Source organism: Chitinophaga sp. 9-1-y, assembly GCF_059511905.2.
On sequence record NZ_CM197955.1, the window covers coordinates 2,302,779 to 2,321,093 of the forward strand.

17 protein-coding genes are annotated in these 18,315 nt (G+C 43.8%); 7 read left to right on the forward strand and 10 right to left on the reverse strand.

The features are described from left to right. The first annotated feature begins 44 nt into the window (after positions 1-44). A complete protein-coding gene (locus AC5ZC7_RS09175; RefSeq protein ID WP_496159609.1) occupies positions 45-410 on the forward strand; it encodes a nuclear transport factor 2 family protein in 366 nt (121 codons plus the stop codon). A 62-nt stretch (positions 411-472) separates the two neighbouring features. Beyond that, positions 473-1,459, forward strand: coding sequence for a phosphotransferase (locus AC5ZC7_RS09180; protein ID WP_496159608.1), 987 nt, complete (start codon positions 473-475; stop codon positions 1,457-1,459). 6 nt (positions 1,460-1,465) lie between these two features. On the opposite strand, the gene AC5ZC7_RS09185 is transcribed toward AC5ZC7_RS09180, so the two are convergent. Further along, positions 1,466-1,957, reverse strand: a complete 492-nt coding sequence (locus AC5ZC7_RS09185) for a hypothetical protein (protein ID WP_496159607.1) — start codon at positions 1,955-1,957, stop codon at positions 1,466-1,468. Between the two features lie 146 nt (positions 1,958-2,103). Here AC5ZC7_RS09185 and AC5ZC7_RS09190 point away from each other — a divergent pair, with 146 nt between their 5' ends. From AC5ZC7_RS09190 to AC5ZC7_RS09205, 4 genes are all read left to right on the forward strand, one after another. Next, positions 2,104-3,054: an MBL fold metallo-hydrolase gene (locus tag AC5ZC7_RS09190; RefSeq protein WP_496159606.1), complete on the forward strand. Its 951-nt coding sequence runs from the start codon at positions 2,104-2,106 to the stop codon at positions 3,052-3,054. Positions 3,055-3,120: 66 nt separating this feature from the next. Continuing rightward, complete coding sequence (locus AC5ZC7_RS09195; RefSeq protein ID WP_496159605.1) at positions 3,121-3,837, forward strand: DUF6882 domain-containing protein; 717 nt, start codon at positions 3,121-3,123, stop codon at positions 3,835-3,837. A 5-nt stretch (positions 3,838-3,842) separates the two neighbouring features. Beyond that, positions 3,843-4,901, forward strand: a complete 1,059-nt coding sequence (locus AC5ZC7_RS09200) for an ankyrin repeat domain-containing protein (RefSeq protein ID WP_496159604.1) — start codon at positions 3,843-3,845, stop codon at positions 4,899-4,901. Between the two features lie 311 nt (positions 4,902-5,212). After that, entirely contained in the window at positions 5,213-7,210 is a 1,998-nt protein-coding gene (locus AC5ZC7_RS09205) for a WD40/YVTN/BNR-like repeat-containing protein (protein ID WP_496159603.1), read from the forward strand. A 46-nt stretch (positions 7,211-7,256) separates the two neighbouring features. On the opposite strand, the gene purE is transcribed toward AC5ZC7_RS09205, so the two are convergent. From purE to AC5ZC7_RS09240, 7 genes are all read right to left on the reverse strand, one after another. Further along, positions 7,257-7,754, reverse strand: a complete 498-nt coding sequence (gene purE / locus AC5ZC7_RS09210; RefSeq protein ID WP_496159602.1) for a 5-(carboxyamino)imidazole ribonucleotide mutase — start codon at positions 7,752-7,754, stop codon at positions 7,257-7,259. A 5-nt stretch (positions 7,755-7,759) separates the two neighbouring features. Next, entirely contained in the window at positions 7,760-8,878 is a 1,119-nt protein-coding gene (locus tag AC5ZC7_RS09215; RefSeq protein ID WP_496159601.1) for a 5-(carboxyamino)imidazole ribonucleotide synthase, read from the reverse strand. A gap of 225 nt (positions 8,879-9,103) precedes the next feature. After that, a complete protein-coding gene (locus tag AC5ZC7_RS09220) occupies positions 9,104-9,901 on the reverse strand; it encodes a hypothetical protein (RefSeq protein ID WP_496159600.1) in 798 nt (265 codons plus the stop codon). 12 nt (positions 9,902-9,913) lie between these two features. Further along, on the reverse strand, positions 9,914-13,087 hold the full coding sequence (locus AC5ZC7_RS09225) for a TonB-dependent receptor domain-containing protein (RefSeq protein WP_496159599.1): 3,174 nt from the start codon (positions 13,085-13,087) through the stop codon (positions 9,914-9,916). A 142-nt stretch (positions 13,088-13,229) separates the two neighbouring features. Next, complete coding sequence (locus AC5ZC7_RS09230; protein ID WP_496159598.1) at positions 13,230-14,168, reverse strand: FecR domain-containing protein; 939 nt, start codon at positions 14,166-14,168, stop codon at positions 13,230-13,232. Between the two features lie 52 nt (positions 14,169-14,220). Further along, positions 14,221-14,847, reverse strand: coding sequence for an RNA polymerase sigma-70 factor (locus AC5ZC7_RS09235; RefSeq protein WP_496159597.1), 627 nt, complete (start codon positions 14,845-14,847; stop codon positions 14,221-14,223). A 293-nt stretch (positions 14,848-15,140) separates the two neighbouring features. Next, entirely contained in the window at positions 15,141-15,623 is a 483-nt protein-coding gene (locus AC5ZC7_RS09240; RefSeq protein ID WP_496159596.1) for a MaoC/PaaZ C-terminal domain-containing protein, read from the reverse strand. 469 nt (positions 15,624-16,092) lie between these two features. Between AC5ZC7_RS09240 and AC5ZC7_RS09245 the strand changes: the two genes are divergently transcribed. Then, complete coding sequence (locus tag AC5ZC7_RS09245; protein WP_496159595.1) at positions 16,093-16,827, forward strand: PIN domain-containing protein; 735 nt, start codon at positions 16,093-16,095, stop codon at positions 16,825-16,827. Between the two features lie 206 nt (positions 16,828-17,033). Here the strand turns inward: AC5ZC7_RS09245 and AC5ZC7_RS09250 are convergent, their stop codons facing one another. Both AC5ZC7_RS09250 and AC5ZC7_RS09255 read right to left on the reverse strand, forming a co-directional pair. Further along, positions 17,034-17,927 (reverse strand): bestrophin family protein, encoded by an 894-nt coding sequence (locus AC5ZC7_RS09250; protein ID WP_511911468.1) that lies wholly within the window; start codon positions 17,925-17,927, stop codon positions 17,034-17,036. Between the two features lie 137 nt (positions 17,928-18,064). Beyond that, positions 18,065-18,241 carry a hypothetical protein gene (locus tag AC5ZC7_RS09255; protein WP_496159593.1) on the reverse strand — a complete coding sequence of 59 codons (177 nt, stop codon included), beginning with the start codon at positions 18,239-18,241 and terminating at the stop codon, positions 18,065-18,067. Positions 18,242-18,315: the final 74 nt, after the last annotated feature.

Genomic DNA, 18,315 nt, shown 5'->3' on the forward strand with positions numbered 1-18,315 from the left:
CCTTGCTGATAAGCAGTTTTACGAATGTTTTAATACCCAATCATATGAGCCCGAATAAAGAAACGGTGACGAAGTACATGGCAGCTTTCAATCAGAAAGACCACGCTAAAATACTGGCTTGTTTAACGGACGACGTAACATGGGAACTGCCGGGCGTTTACTCGCATAAAGGCAAAGCGGCGTTCGACAAGGAAATTGAAAACGAAGGATTTACGGGCAAGCCTGTCAACGCAGTTGCCCGGATGATGGAAGAAGGGGATATCGTCATTGCCGAAGGTACCGTGCAGGCACAAACGAAAGAAGGAGTGATCATTCACCTGGTATTTTGTGATGTTTTTGAGATGGAAAACGGGCTGATAAAGAAATTGATTACTTACCTGATGCCGGTACCGGATAAAAATAAGATGTAGGGAGTAGTATAGCATGAGTATTAGTTGGCGCCAACTGGTATTTTTTCTCTACCTTAATCCCTATGGAGCTAACAAATGAAGTATCCTATTGGCAACAATTCCTGGAAGAACGACTGAACATAAGGCTGGAAGAGCCGTCCATTCATAGCGTTACCGGGGGATTGTTCAACCAGGTATACCGGATAAACGACGAACAACAGGCCTGGTATATCAAACAATACCTGGATAAACAAGTGTCCGGGATATTCTCTCCTCCTGAAATACCTGCCGGCCAACGCTGTGAGTTGGCTTTTAAAGTACATGCCCTTTGCAGACAGGTAGAGGGGAACGCCGCCCACGTACCGGAAATACGGCAAGACAAAACAAGTAATACGCTGGTCATTGCCGGCATCCCCCATGCGAAACCACTCATAGAATATCTCGCGGCAGGCAAAACGCCGGTTACTGCATTGCTGGCAGCGGCGCGGGTACTGGCCCGGTTACATGCAGCCACCTATAACGTAAGGGCATATACGGAACAACCCCTGTTTTGTAACACCATCTTCAGGGATTATAAATTAAAATTGCAGTACTACGAGCTGTCCCGGGAACTGGAACCAGAAATGGCCGCCACTGTACAACAACTGGCAGACAGCTATAGTACCCAATTGTACTGCATGTTGCATGGAGATATCAACTCAAGGAATATTGTACTCAACGAAGAAACCGAAGCAATTGGCATCATCGATTTCGAGCAGTCGCACATCGGTCACCCGGTATACGACCTGGCATACCTGCTCAGCGAATTACTCATTTGCCAATGGTACTTCGGGTCGGAAGTGATGCAGGTGACTATTAAGCGGATGCTGGAGTTTTATTTCGGAATTAATACCCTGATAACCTATGCGGAAGTCAAAGACACGTTAAATGCACATCTGGCGGTACAGATACTATACCGGTTCCTGGGGCCAAGCCGTGATTCCTGGACGTTCTATATTGAATCGCCTAAACGGGAGCTGATGATAACGCAGGCGAAAGCATTGCTTCGGAGTAGCTATCTGATAGGATAAGAAATTTTATTTACAACCTGGCTCTTTTTCCCATTTGAGAAAGCTGGCATGCGCGCTGTCTACATATAAGTACTCCTGCGCCGGATAAGAAGCCGAATACTTCGGTGTCCAGGCTACAATGTATTTATCCTTGTTTTTCCAGCTAAAGGTGTAAGTGGAGGCACCTGTACTCTTAACACTAACGGCGTTACTATCTACCGGCACGACTGATTTTATCCTGATCGTTTGCGATTCGATGCCCGTTTGTTCATATAAATCATTCTCGCCCACACGAATTAATTGCAGTTCCTGGCCACAGGGACGAAAAACAACATAATTATTACTGTCTCTTTGCACCACCCGGATCCAGGTACCCTGGTAGCTTTTGCCCACACTGTTGGGCGGATTATCGGCGGGAGCAACTAATGCAGTATCTGAGGTGGTGGTATTGGTCGCCGTGCCCGGTTTGCAGGATGCCGTGAGCAGTACAGCTACAGCGATGGGTATTATTCGGTTCATGGATGTGCGTTTAATAAGTATGGTCTTTCTGAAATATTACTGAAGATAGAAATTGTATACATTATCAGGCCGGATTTTTTGCCGTTTTATATCGGAGCTCAAGGGCGGAGGCGCGTAAATTCCCGTATTAAATATAACTTTAGGCCATGAAGTCCGTTTTAGCCATCGTTACGTTTGCAGCTATGTTGTGCTGCCATACTGCATTTTCGCAGGCCACTTTTAAAGTCATTCCGTTAGGCGTGAAAGGTGGTATTGATGAAAGCAATCTTTCTTCCTATATGATTGCCCCGCAGGGCAGCAACGACTATGTATGCCTCGACGCCGGTACTTTACACTATGGCATTAAAAAGGCCATACAGGCAAAGCTCTTAAAGGGCAGCGCAGCAGATGTCCTGAAGAAAAATATAAAAGGCTACCTCATCTCGCATGCACATCTGGATCACCTCGCAGGCATGGTTATCAACTCACCGGATGATAGTACTAAAAATATTTATGGCCTCGATTATTGCCTGGATGTACTTAAGGATAAATATTTTTCCTGGAACAGCTGGGCCAACTTTGCTGATGAAGGCGAGAAACCAGCCTTAGGCAAATACCACTATGCGGTGCTTAGGCCTGGTGTGGAAACGTCGCTGCAAAACACCGATATGCAGGTAACTGCATTCCCGTTAAGCCATGGCAGCCCTTACCAAAGTACGGCTTTCCTGGTGCGGTATAAAGAAGCATATGTATTATACCTGGGAGATACAGGCCCGGATTCCGTAGAACATTCGGATAAAATGCAACAGTTATGGCAACACGTAGCCCCATTACTGAAAGATAAAAAATTGAAGGCGCTTTTTATAGAAGTATCCTTCACCAATGAACAACCAGATAAACAATTGTTCGGGCACCTGACACCGCATTGGTTAATGTCGGAGTTACAGACGTTGGCTTCCTTATCAGGTACGGCGGTACTGAAGGGTTTCCCGGTAGTGATCACGCATATCAAACCCGGAGCTAAGCGGGAGCAACTGATCCCTGCGCAATTGAAAAAATACAATCCGCTGCAGGTGAAGTTGATTATTCCGGAACAAGCCAAATTGCTGACATTTTAAACAAACCCGGTTAGTATTGGAGCCCAATAAATTCCTATTTTTGAACCTGTTCAAATAGACCATGCTATGAGTTTTTTTAAATATATTCCGGGGAGAGCACATGCCCCCGCTGTTAATGTTAATCCCGCTAATACCGCACAAGCGCTACTGGAGCAATATGGTGGCAGCAGCCTGGATAAACAACATAATTTGTATGAAGTGATTGGCGAACATAATTGGGATGCCGACCTGGAAGCAGGCACCATCACCTTTGGGGAAGGAAAGGTATTTCCTTTACAGGTGCTGGGTACTTTTTCGCATAGTGCGCAGTCCTGGTTGTGGGCCTGGGCTAACACACAATCTGCTATTCCTCCGGCGGTGCTGGAAGAGGCATTGCAACTCAAAGCTTTTGGCGCACAACATCATATCGACTTATTTACGCAAGACGAATTTGAAGCCACAGAAAATGATCTTCACCGCATCGGTATGATTGCTGCGGGTATGTTTGATGACAGCGCCTATTACCTCGCTGATTATGGTCAGGGTGTTTTACTGGCTACTATAAAAGGCGATAAGATTGATCAGGCAGAACGTAATAACCTCGCGCGGCCCTTGTCTGTTTTTCCGCAACTGATCAGTTTTTTCGAGATGAATCATAAAAATACTTTCACCAATTATATCAGCCAGATAGGTTATACAGTGGAAGAGGGCCCAGGTGGGTTAACAGCTACCTGGAATGGAAATACGATTACGGCTACTTTTGATGAGCTGTCCAGGCTCACGCAAATAAATGGGAAAAATTAACGAACATGAAATTATTTGGTCCTGGTGCAGAACTAACGGAATTGGCTACACGAATTATGGAGGAAGACTTGCAGGCATTGGAAAATCAGTTGTCGGCAGGATGGGATTTGAATGCAGTGTTTAATGTCACCCGGCATATTGATGTGTCCCCGTTGACCCTCGCACTCAGTGAACAAAAAATGAAGGTGGTGCACTGGCTGCTGGAGAAAAATGCGGTCATTAATGATAAAGCGTCTCCGGCACTGATTACAGCTGCTGCTACCTGTAAGCCGGCAGTGCTGCAGTTATTGATCGACAAAGGCGCCCATGTCAATCAACCGGATAAATTAGGTAAAACAGCCCTGACAGCCGCTTTGTATGGGAATAAATATGATAACATTGCCTTGTTGCTGGCCAATGGATATCGTTTACAGGACGATGGGCGCTCATTACGACAGGCCGTTTCCAACCGACAGTATCCAGCCATTAAAATATTGTTGGAAGCAGGGGTAGATGTAAACCTGCATATACCCGATATGGTGTTCCCGTATAATCCCACGGCGGTGTGTGTGGCTGCACAAAACAATGACTTCAACACCGTGAAGGTATTGGTGGAAAAAGGTGCTGATGTTACGATAAAGGACAAGTATGGTGAACGCCCTTACAACGCTGCCGTGGCTAAGAAGAATGAAGAAATGATCGCCTATATCAAAGCGTTGGAGCCGCCGCAGTGGCATGAAGAAGAGCAGCGGCTGGCAGATCTGAAAAAGTATAAAATCCCCGCTAAGCTATTAGAGGTGCTGAGAAGCGACAACCGCCGCATGGAAATTCCCGGAAACGAATATGTAAGTTATATAGCGTTTAACAGGGTGGTAGATTTGAAAGAAGTAAACTGGAACAAGCATAAATTCCTGGATCTTCTGTCGGATGCAGATAACTATGGAGCAGAAGGACTATTGGTTTGGTATCCCAAAAAGAAATGCCTGGCATTTGCAGACTATGAACACGGAGAATTGAAAGAATTGAGTAGTGTGGAAGATTTTTTTCGTAACCCGGGAGAACAATTGAATAAGATATTTGAATAGGGATCGCTGGTAAAGCCGGGCCCATCTGGAAACGAACGCCTGCGTCTGCCTGATTGTGCACCATTTGCGGCTAAATCTTTCAAATGAAAACGGTTGGCGATATCGTGGACTGCTTTGAAATCCTGGCTAAGTAAATTATACGTTTCGCAAAGTAAGAAAGCCTGTAAATCATTTGATTTACAGGCTTTCTTATTATACAGTACCAAAAGATGGGTAGCAACAAGTTTTGTCAGAAAATCTGCCACTATTTAAGTAACTTAATTACTCAAAACCGTGTACTGTATTAACTTATCATGTTCAATGATCCCGCTATGAACAGAGTTGTGATATCCCTTATACTATTGCTCTGCTGTGGAGCAAACCAGGAAATTACCGCACAGCAACCTACATCACCCTTCCCTTTTAGAAGTTATGCCCGAACGCTGAATGTGGCGCCTAACGGGAGTATGGTTATTACAACCAAGGGTGGAGAAGTAGCCTATACCGACTCCGTAAAGGGAATCTGGCGTAGTATATCGCCGATGGATAAAGGAGAAAAGTCTTACGGATGGCTGCTGGAGCGGACCAATCTGTTTAATAAGGATACGGCCTTTACATCCGGATTTATTGAAAATAAAGGTAAGTATGACGTTATCTACAGAACGGAAAATGGTGGGAGGAACTGGACGGCAGTGTATTTCGGACAGGATGGCTGGATTGATGCAACGGCAAATCTCTTTAATGGCGAAGCCTGGATGAGCATTGCGGGGAAAGGCATTGCCCATACCGTTGATTATGGAAAAACCTGGGAAATAGCCTCCCCAGCAGTGAATGGAACGCAGCGCTATTCCAAGATGTTTTTCAACCGTAAGCGGGAAGGAATAATGGGGTCTGTCTGGAATTCCCTGGCCTATTCTGTCAATAGCGGCAAAAGCTGGAAGCTATTGGCCACGCCCCTGGATCAAAAGAAATATAATAAGACAAACCCGAATCAACGACCGGAATTTAATGATGTGGCTATTTTCAGGAACTATCTCCTCGTAAAACAGGAAGACATGGTTTTTATGGCGGATAAAGATTCCTTGGTATGGAAGCATATTAGCAATATTGATAACTTTTACGCAGATCCGGAACATGATGATTTGTATCTCAGGATGAAAGATAAATCTGTGGTGCATGTAAATGAGCGACTGGATACGGTTACCATAGGAAAAGTTACCGGAGATCCATTTTCAGGTGTTTGTGTAAATGGTAAACTTTATTTGCTTGCACTTAATAGTGTAATTGGTATATCCGGAAATGATGGGATACAGCAATATCCTATCCTGAGTGACCAAGCCGTAGTCATGGAACCTGAGATATTCGGGATGTCTGCTAATGGTAAATACTATTATGGAATCTCCGGTAATGTAATTTACAGGAAGAAGGTGGAGAAAGATAAATGGACAACACTACAAACACTTTCTCTAAGTCCGGATATGAATACATTGACTTTTAACGGGGAGAAGAATGAGATAGCATTCTATACGAACGATTCTGTTTATCATGTGGATATAGACAATGGAAATATGAGGGCTAACCGTAAAGGGGAGTATCTCTCCTTGTTTCAGCAACATCCCGTTAACCGGGTTATTGTCTCTACCGGTAGCCATGGCTGTTTTCATCGGTATAGTGATAACCTCGAATACCAGAGAGAAGGGAATGAATATGTATTGATGGACAATAATTCCCAGGGGACAAAGCATACCAACCAATTGAATACTACAAAAGAAACAATAAACGCAGAAGACGTGAAGCGGTTGGTGAAAGCAGTATGTAATGATTATAATAGGATGCCTGGTATTGCTGATTTTGGATTTACGCAAAAAGAGTATGATCAGTGTAAAAAAGATATTCAGGCATTTAATGTGAATAGAAAAATCGATGACAGACCAGGAAAAGAAAACACCGGTTTCTATATCAGAGAAAATAATGTTGATTTTAATAAGCTGATCTTATTAGTGGATAGCATTAAAACACTGGACTCGGCAGCAATGGGTAAAATATTGTTGAATTCGGATCATATGCGGAGTACGACTACTGACTGGATGGCAATAAGTTTGGTAAACGATAATGGAGAAACTTTGAGGATTCAGTATTCATATACGGAGCAGCTTAATGCGATGCGCTTGCCTTGTGCATTGATTTTTAACGAAGAGAGGTTATTGGTGTTTACACCGGCCATTACCAGTTTCCTGGAGAGCAATTGTCCTGCTTTGATGAAGGATAGGAACCGGATGCCACTGCTATATGATATGGTAAAGTATCTGTATTCCGGGAAGGCCGAATAAAAAAAGCCTTACAGTTGATGGCTGTAAGGCTTTTTTATAACATTATTTATTTAAACTGATCTAAGCTCTCATCTTGTTTGAGCACTTTCTCATAATTTTCCTTTTTCATAGCTGCCAGCTTTTCTCTGAGTGCAGGATTATGCGTAGCTAATATCTGCACGGCCAGTAGACCAGCGTTACGTGCGCCATTTACACTCATGGTAGCTACAGGTACATCACCAGGCATCTGAACGATTGATAAAAGAGAATCCCAGCCATCCAGGGAGTTGGAAGACTTGATAGGTACACCTACCACAGGTAAAGTGGTAATAGCCGCCACCATACCGGGAAGATGTGCTGCACCACCGGCGCCGGCAATGATGATTTTCAAGCCACGTTCTTCAGCAGCAGCGGCATACTCAAACATTCTTTGAGGGCTGCGGTGTGCTGATACAACATTAAATTCGAAGCCGATGTCGAATTTCTTTAACACCTCGATTGCCTGACTCATAATAGGCGCATCTGAACTACTGCCCATAATAATGCCTACTTCTGCCTGTTTCATATTTTTTAATTTAAAATTTTCCGAATGGTTTCAGCTTTTGCTACCACTTTTTCCATGGTACTGTCTGTGATCGTAACATGTCCTACTTTCCTGCCTAATCTGCTGCCTTTTTTGCCATACCAGTGCAGATGCGCACCAGGTACTTCCAATAAACGCTGCAGTTTTTCCTGTCTGTTTGAACTCAGCGCTGCAGTTTCGAGTATATTCAACATTAAAGACGGCAAATGCAGGGTCGTGTCACCCAGTGGCAAGCCTAAAATGGCGCGGAGCAGTTGCTCATATTGCGATGTAGTGCTGGCTTCTATGGTATGGTGACCGCTGTTATGTGGTCTTGGTGCCAACTCATTTACCAACAGTTTATTCTCTTTCGTGATAAACATTTCCACTGCCAGTATTCCTACCAGTTGGAGGGCATTTGCTATTTTTTCTGCGAGTGCGATCGCTTCTTTTTGCAATGCTTCCTCTATCTGTGCCGGCGCTTCCTGGAATTCCAATACAAACTTTTCTCCGGAAAATACCATGTTAACGGGGTCATAACAGGTCACAGCACCGTGTTCATTTCTTGCTACAATAACAGAAATTTCGTTTTTGATATCTACCAGTTCTTCCAGTACGGATGGCTCATCAAAAGCTGTTTCAATATCCGCTGTGGTTTTCAATACCATTACGCCATATCCATCGTACCCATTGCGGCGTTTTTTCAGGCAGCCGGGTAGTTTATTTTCGTACTTATAAAGATCACTTTTACCTTCAATCGCCTGGCCAGGCACAACGGGTATATGGTGCGACAGCAAAAACTGCTTTTGGGTATATTTGTCCTGGATTGTTTTAATCGTATCGGGGGAAGGGAAAACTTTTACGCCTTGTTGTACCAATTCGCGTAAAGCATCGATATTTACCGCTTCCATTTCTATCGTAATAACATCCATCCCTTTACCAAAATTCAGCACATCTTCATAAGAAGTAGGATTTCCGCAAGTAAAGAAAGAAGTATAACGTGCGCAAGGCGCATTTGGGTCTTTATCCATTACCGAAATGCTGAGGCCAAAATCTATGGCGTGCCTGATAAGCATACCACCCAGCTGACCACCTCCTAATATTCCTATTTTCAAATTTTCGATCATATATTACAATTGGGTGGCAAAGGTATGAAACTATTGCAAATGATTGTAATCATAAAAAGATACATAGTTTAAAAATTATATATAAAAAAGATGTCGTTTTTGCAAAGCCCATAATGTATCCAGGCATTGCCTGGAGAAGCCCGGGCGCCGCACTGGTATTAAAAAAGAAAGTCGCCTCAGTGCTAATACAGAGGCGACTTTCCGGTTTTAAAGGATAAATAGATTTTAACGGAAGCTAAACGCAATATCTTCTATCTGGAAGCTGTCGCCCAGCGTTTTATCGTAGTAATAAGGGCTAACCATGATCAATGCGCTCTGTCCGGCCTTCACATCAATAGTCCCACAGTAAAAATCAGGTTCTGGCAGGGCCGACAAATCCACTCCTTCTTTATAGGGCAGTTCTTTGGTGCCTGCCTTATACACGTGAAATATGTAACTACGCGTTACCTGATCGTTAAAGGTGACATAGGGTAATTCTACAAACTCGCCGAAGGTACTGCCAACGTTTTTTACTTCTTTTACTTTTTTATCCGTGTATTCAAAAGTATTATTGTCCACGGTCCGTTCAAAAATTTCAAAATCTACCGGCCCGCCGTAGAAATAAGGGAAGTCGCTTTTAAAACACACCCGGAAACCTATATTTTTCGGGTTGCTGACAGGCGTCAGATCCATTTTGTAATTCACCGTTTCACCATCAAAGAATATTTTTCTCTGCTGCACGAAAGGAGAGCGGTTTACCTCAAAAGTATTAAGTGTAGTGGTGGTCCCTTTTTTACGTAAGCGAACTTCTTCCTTATCGCTGTTAATGGTTACCAGGGAAATAACAGAGAACCCGGTATTGGGCTTCATAGTGGCAATTACCTGGTTATTTTTTACCGCTTCCAGGGTGTCGCCAATGGAATACCCCTGGAACATAATTTTAACTACTGCTGGTGATGGCATAGCCAGTTCTTTTTTATTGCAACCTGTTGTTAGCAGTGAGATGCTGAAAATATAGATGAATAATCTGCGGATATTTTTCATGAGATGATGTTATTAGAAATTAAAGGAGGCGGATAAGCTGTAGGTGCGGCCCAGGAAGCGGGTAAAAGTACGGGTGTCGCCAGGTTCATATTTTTCGCTGTATCCCGGCAGCCATTCATACCGGCTACTCCAGTCAAACCGGTGGTCGTTGGAGTCTACGTAGTCGGGCTTTTGCCTCGAGTTGAGATTTTTGTAATACTGAAACGGACCATTTAACAAATTACCCATATTAAATTTCACCTCCATCTTGTTACGGAACATTCTGTAGCTCACCTGCGCGTCGAGTTGCTCCCGGGGCATTTCACGTTCCATTAAAGTGGGCAGATCAGATACCAGGTTGGTTTTGTACCCGGCTTTATTATAAGCGATATTAAAACCAACATGTTTGCCGCTATAGGTAATGCCTGCGTTCAACAGGAAAGGTACTTGTCCGTATAACTCCCGTTTGGAGTCGTATATATAAGTGACATCCTTATTGTTCTGGGAATCATACATCGTATATTGACTTTGTACGGTAGATTTTTGTAACGTGAGGTTACCGAATAGTGTAATGTTTTGCAGCCATTCTGCCGGTGCTATGAAGCCGAGATTTTTCCTGGCTTCAAATTCAAGTCCATATACTTTAGCCCATTCTGAATTTTGCAATACATAAGCGGGATTGCCGGAATTGGCTCTGATGACTAATTCAACCGGTTTATCAAAATATTTATGGAAAACGCCTGCGGAAATAATTTCTCCGGCGCCGGGATACCATTCTGCTTTAAAATCGTAGCTGGTAATGCGGGTAGAGGCAATACCTCCCGACATCAGTTGCCCGTCATAATAAGGACTGTAGCGGTTAAAGCGACTGTTGTCCATCATCTCCGGGCGTACAACGGTATTGCTCCATGATGCGCGCAGGTTGATCTGCCGGGTTACGCTCCAGGTAAGATTGGCGGAGGGCATCCATTGCCATTTCGGATCTTCTTTGGGAGCATAAAAACTCAGGTTGGTATTGGTGGGGTTGTTGAGTTCCGTATACGCATAGTATTCTGCGCGTACACCCCATACCAACCGCAGGTTTTTCAACAGTTGCTGATCAAACATTACAAAGCCGGCGTGAGATTGACTTTTGGCTTCATAATAATCCAGCCCATAGGGGTTGATCGCATACAAAAACCCGGTGGAATCGTACATATGATTGCCCCATTCGCTTACGGGCAGGTAGTGGAGGCTGTCGGCAAAATTGCCGGTAGCGGCAAATGGTGCTATTTCCCAGCGAAACCGGCTCTTTTTCGAATTCCCGGCATACCCTGTTTTGAAGGTGCTGAAAATGCTCCCCACGCGGAAAGGTATGGCGGCATTAACAGCCCAGTTGTAACGTGTTTCATTATTCCGGAAGTACGACCGGGACATGGGTAATTCCTTGGGTTCGCTGCTACTGCCCATACCGTAAGTGTAAATGTAGCCATTACCTACTTTTTCGGGACTGGCAGATGTGAAGATGACGTCTTTTTCATTCCGGTGTATAGCTGTTCTGGCCAGGTTCCATTCTATTTTCACTTTCCCTGCCAGGTGTTGCCCGCTCAGTTTATTTTGTAACAGATCCAGGAAAGTAGGATCATCTGTTTCCTGGAGCATAGGAGGAGCATCCGGCGTTGGCCTGCCCGCATCTCTGTCATAACCAAAGGTTCTCACCAACGAATTATCAAACATCCGGGTATAGGTGTTGCGGAAACTAAAACGGTTGTTGCCCGTTTGCCAGCCGATATTTAATAATGCACCTATGGTAGTAACAAAGCTATAAGTAGCACCTGCATTATTAATAGTGCTGTCTGTGGCGTTCCAGGCGCCACGGCGCAGATCCTGGTGGTTGGTGATGGTTTGCGTATTCCGGTAGCTGAGGGAACCGGTATATCCCAGCTTATTGCGGCCGGTGGTGTCAAGCCGCAGCGTTCTGCCTATAGTAAACTGGTAGTTTTGCGATGGCATCGCTTTGTAACGATAAGTGATGAAATTATCGTTGTTCTTAAACTCGCGGCTTTGTTCGAAGATATCGAAAGGTATTTTATGCCCCGGGTAATAGATATCTTGTGTTGGTCGCAGGTTGGCAGGGAATTGTGCCCTGTGGCCGTCATCAAATCCCAGGTAGTCATATTTACCTCTTACGCGGCTGTAAAAATCTTTACCGGTGGTTTGATCATTATAAGAAATACCGGCGCTGACAGATGTAAAATTAGTGGCGGGGATATCCTTGGTATTAATCTGTATCAGGCCACCACCAAAGCTGGCGTTCATATCTGGTGTAATTGTTTTGCTAACGATTACATTATCTACCAGGTTTGATGGAATAAGGTCGAAGGAGAAGTTCCTGCTTTGTGCTTCGGTACTGGGCAATGTAATACCGTCGAGCATGGCGGTATTATAGCGTTCACCGATGCCCCGTACAATCACATACTTATTCTCGTTGGTGCTGACGCCACTGATCCGTTTTAAGCTTTCACCGATGTTTTTATCCGGTGTGCGGGATATTTCTTCCGCACTGATGCCATTGGTAATTTCTGCGGCTTTCTTCTGCTGCAACAGGAGGGCATTCACGCTTTCTTTGCGGGCATTGGCGGTAACTACTACGCTTTGGAGTTGTCCTTTACTTCTTTTGAGCCCTGCATTTAAAATAAAGGTTTGATTGTCTCGTATTTCAATATCGGTAATGGCTTTGGTGCCGTAACCGATAGAACTGATGATCGCTTCATACCTGCCTGTTGGCAGGGGTAAAGTAAAGGCGCCTTCCACATCGGTCACAACGCCTTTGTCGTTGACCCGGATAGTGGCGCCAATAATAGGTTGGCCGTTTTCATCGTCGAGGATTTTGCCGGTTACTTTTCCAGGAGCCTGTTTACCGGCTGCCGGCGGCGCTGCTTTTACCGAAATATTTTTATCCTGTAGGGAAAACTCCAGCCCATATGCTTTATGTAGCTGTTGTAGCACTTCTCCCAATGTGATGCCGGTGGCATGAAAGCTGGGGATATTCAACGCGTTTAATTGTTCTGCCGCAAAAGTAAATCCGTAACTGCTTTGTTTGTCGAGAGCCTCAATCAGTTTTAATCCCGTGGTAGCCTGCAGGTGAACCGTCACTTTTTCTGTTAGCTGACTAAATTGTGCGCTGGCCGACAGCTGCAGCAACAGCAGCGGTAATGCAAACAGCATAACCCGAAACCGCCATTTTGTTTTTTGGTACCTTTTGTGCTTCCCTTTTTTTTGGGTAAAATTGTAGTTCATACTGATACTTGTGTTTTTTTAATGCAGGTATTACAAAGGGAGATGTTGGTAGCATCTCCTTTTTTTATGCTTAATGAATAATCACGGTACTGTCTTTTACCTGGTAAGTCAGGTTATGTGGAAACAGGATGGCCGACAATGCTTTCTGCCAACTGGTTTTTTCCAGGGAAGCTGTTACTGTTTTATGATATGCTTGTTGCGGGTGATATTGTATCCGGATATGATAATGAGTGGCAATTTTCCGGATTGCTTCGGATAAGGGAATACCGTTAAACGAAAGGCCGCCGGTAGTCCAGGTGGTTACGTCATTGGAAAAAGCACCTGTATTAGTATTACCGGTACCAGGTTCATAGCGTAGCAGTTGCCCGGGTTCCAACAGTGTTTTTTGTTGTGGATGTTGTATAGGATAAACCACGATTTTACCGGCTGTCAGTGCAATACGTATTTGTGTGGCTCCTTTGTGGGCCTCAATATTAAAAGCTGTTCCAAGCACCTTCGTTTCCAGTTCACCAGATTGTACGATAAAGGGTCGCTGGCCATCAGCAGCTACTTTGAAGTATCCTTCTCCCTGTAGTATTACCCTGCGGGTAACTTTATTATAATCGGAAGCATAGGTGAGGGAGGAAGACACGTTTAGTTGAATAGATGTACCATCGGGCAGCAGGACGGATTTCAGGTGCTGGCTATCACTGGTGATCACGTATTGCACGACGGATTGCTGCTGTGGTAACAGCCACCAGCAGGCAATAGCAATAACACCACAGAGTAACGCGGCCGCGGCTGCCAGTCGCCATGGACGAAGCTGCCGGCGCCGGGAAGTAGTGATAAGCGTGTGGGAATAAATACTGTTCCACAATCGTTCCTGCCGACTGTTGTCCGTAACAGTATCCTGTTCCGGGATGTCCAGGTGCCAGAGCCATTGCCATAACAGGGACTCTTCTTTCGGATCAGCGCTGCGATAGATAAATTGATGCAGCAGCTGGTCTAATCGTTTTTTAGGTTGCGCCATACAAATGGTAATTGCGCAAACACGATGAATGGGGGAAGCCTGCTATGTTAAATTAATATGAACGCTCTATAATCGCCAAAAAGGAGTGGAGTAGTATAACGCCGGCAGGATACTGAGCGCCGGCTTTACGCAAACGGACCATACCGAGCTTCAGGTGGGTTTTTACAGACTCGGGCGAGATATTCAATTCAGCGGCAATATCGTTGGTACTCATACCACGGTAGTGTTTCATGGAAAATACGTGCTGCATCTGCGGCGGCATCATCGCAATAGTTTCCATGATAATATCCTGTAGTTTGCCATATTCCGATTCAAAGGCATGAGCGCTCAGCTCCGCAGCTTCGGGCGACAACCTGATCTGTGCTTCGTAACGGGCAAAGTCTTCATAATGCTTTTCCCGGAACCCTTTTTTTCGGAAGTACTGGAATATTTTCAGATAGATACAGGAAACCAGGTAGCTTCGAAGGCTCACCCGCAGTTCAAAGGGTTCCTTTTTCCGCCATAGCTCAATGAAAAGCTCCTGTACAATATCTTCTGCGTCTTCCGCATCGGCTATTTTCCGCACGGTCAGCTGATAGAGTAGCTGCCAGTAACGGTCGAACAACTGACGAAAAGCGCCGGCATCATTTTGCCGGATGCCCTGCAGCAATTCCATATCTTCCTGTGGGTTCGCGTTCATGAGTTGATATATGACGCAAATGTAAACGTGCAATGTTACCAAAGCATTAATTTTCCGGTATCGGGGATTTTGAGATTTGTTGTAATTGGCAGGTGTGGGGGAGAGGGGAGTGTTCTATGGGATTTTTTGGGGTACCACAACTTATGGAAAGGCCGGAGGTAGCTATTCCGGCTAAAGATCTGCTGTTTCTCGTACCAGAAAAGTGTATCGGAAATTATTGTTGGAAGTCATAGGTGTTGACGCCTCAATAATGTCAACACCTATGAGATATAGAATTGCGATTTTCAGAGATATTACTTAAAATGATATAAGAACACCACATTACCAGTATAAGCAGGCTTCGGCTGATCTTTAATAGTAAGTGTGGCTTCGATAATAACTTTAGTGACCCCTCTTAAATTTACTATGGTATTGAGTTTAGCCTTTAGCTGAACTTCACTGTCCACCAAAACAGGCTGGCCAAATTTAAAACACTCTATACCATAGTTTATTTCCATTTTAATATTGCGAACATCTACAATCTGCTTCCACAGATATGGGATTAACGCCAATGTTAAGTAGCCGTGAGCGATGGTTCCGTTGAATGGGCCTTCGCGCTTAGCTTTTTCCTGATCTGTATGAATCCATTGGTGATCCAGTGTTGCGTCCGCAAACTTATTAATCTGTTCCTGGTCTATGGTATGCCAATCGGAAACACCTAATTCTTTCCCAAGATACGTGCTATATTCCTCGTAAGAATTAATTATCACCATTTTTCGATTTTCGCTTGTGTCCATTATGGCGCAGTTTTATGTTATCAGTTGTAAGTTAGACTATTCTGTGCTCTTATTGAGTGGAGGCAAAAGTATTCAAAAAATGCTTAAAATGAATGTTTTCACTAAATTTAAGGTTATGATACCGCTCCTCCAGTTGTAAAAGCGAATAATACCTATTCTACCTTTCTTTTTCATTATGGCTGAAAAGACAGCGAAATAATGGCAGCGCACAAAGATTCATTATCGACAAGCCAGAAGCGTCGAAGTTTGAAACTTACTCATAAATATAGCAATTGGTGTTACTACTTCAGTTGTTGCGGTGTATTTATATTGTAACAATGTTTTTAAGCCATATGATAAAAAGGAAAAATCTACCAGGAGTTGAGAAATGGGTTAGTACGGGCGGTTGGATTACTGCATGATAGGAGATCTGATCATCATTTGTATGATAGCTAGCAGGTAGGTAGTAACCGAATTAAAATAGGTTAATATGGATAATTTACATGCGGATGGCAAGCTCGATAATTCATTGTCATATTGTGATACCTCTTTTCTCATAGAACTGGAGGATTCGTATGCGGAGTATCTGAGCACATTCTGCGAGACGTGTGGTCAGCCTAAGATGGAATCCGTTTTAATCAGAAAATATTGGAGGAAGAACAGCAGTAGAACAGCCAAACTTATGGCGATCTCTGAGAGACTATTTGAGTTAGAATCACTAGGCTTGGTGTATAGTCCATTGTGCACAATAGAATATGCAGAAATAACGGCGAAAAATCGAATCTTAAATGTGCTTTCTGCGGAACTAGGCGCAAAAACTATCCATAAAATGAATTCCAAGGAATTGAGTAAAATTGTAAAAGCCATGTATGATGATTTCGTAGTCGAATGTGAAAGCCTGGCCTCTCCCTGGGATAATCTGGGCCCAGGGCTTTTTGAATTGTTTCCAGATTCATATGGAGGCTGGCTATCGATGGAAGGAGTGACCTTAGTCAATATTGAGAATTTCTCGCTCACCGATCCAGATAAAATCGAGAAGTTACTCGTGTTATCAAAGTTCCAGATTGGCATGGCCGATATCATGCATTTACTAATAGCAGAGCATATCGGGTGCACCAATTTCCTGACTTTTGACCAGGATTTTAATCTGGCAAAGGAAGAGATTCGGGCGCTCTTCGGGTTGCGGGTAATTATCAATGCGGAGGAAATGGCTGCAGCGCTTTAGCTTAAGGGGCAGCGTTCGGCGATAATTTTTTCTTTATACGACAAATGAATGCTGACTGTATAACGACTCGCATAAACAGAGCAACCGGCTCTTGGTCTGAGGTATAAGCCATAAGCCATAAGCATGGTCACATATAATTACCGCTTTACTACCTGCCCGGTCCCCAGGTCCTGTTTTCCAGGACAAATATGTATGAATGGATCCCGTTACATTACAATATTGTTTCGGGGATTCAATGCGGGTGGCAAATTAGATTCGCCCAACATCTCTCGTATATCAATTTCCGCGCCTCTGCTCAATTGTGAAATAGGAATATCATTTGCATTGCCTTCAAATGGATTCTCCGTACTTTCTCCAACTTGTTCCAGAGAGGTATATACCCAGGATATCAAAACGCTAAATGGTAACACCATCCAAACCATTTGACCCTTTAAAAAACCGGAGGCAATAACATTAAGTTCATCGAATTCTTTAAGCATAGCGAAGGGTAATAAAATACAAAACAGCCGTACAAAAATTCTGTTTATGGTTGCGTATTGCCGGGGATAAGGAAAGTTTTTTATTCTTTCACATTTCTCCTGCAGCGTCGAAAGTTCCCGTATGGATTTATGTATTTCCATAAACCTGGCGTTATCTACTTTGCCTTCATTTAGCAGGTTTGTTAGGGCCAGGCTTTGATGGCTTAATAATTGAATAGCCGGATTACCTTGAGGCAGAATTTTTTCCAACTCTTCTATTGGAATGAATTTTAGTAATTCATCATTAATGGATAATTCTTTTTCGGGAATGGTGTAAAACTGTGAGTATTCCTTATTGTACGATTGGTTTATTGTTTCCCATCCCCGCCCTTCTCTAAGCTGGTAACGCAAAGCAGTTAGCCAGGCTAAGTGGCGGTAAATAATTTTTTGAGCGCTTTCCCGGTCAGTAATAAAATCCCTGCACATGATGGCCCATGCCTGGCTGGCACTTATAATTGATCCCCATACCTGCCTGGCTTCCCAGGTACGGTTATAGGTCTGCTGATTTTTAAAGCCAACTACAAAAGCAGTTGCCGTACCAAGAAAAGCTATTATTGGCCAGGGAACGGATAACCATTTCAAGTCAAATAGCTGGTATAATATGGTAGGTACAGCACCAACTAGTACAAGAATAATGAGATTCCTGCGTGTCCAGAATAGAAACTCGGATATTTTATATGATTTGCCAGTATACATTTTGTGATGTTTGTTGCTGCAGACTAATTTTCTTCGATAATGGAAGTTTCATCTGCTTCCTGGAGCGGTAACTGCACATCTTCCATTCGAATAGCATCGTCGAGATATTCACCCCCCTCGTTTGTATATTCCTGTTCATGAGGGATGATTACATCCTTATTGGGTTCGGTTTTTGGGGCTTTATGGGAAAACAGATTCATAATATTAGATTTGAATGGTGAAATAATATTCAGCTACCTGCTTAATGCGATAGCGCTTTAAGCAGATAGCTGTT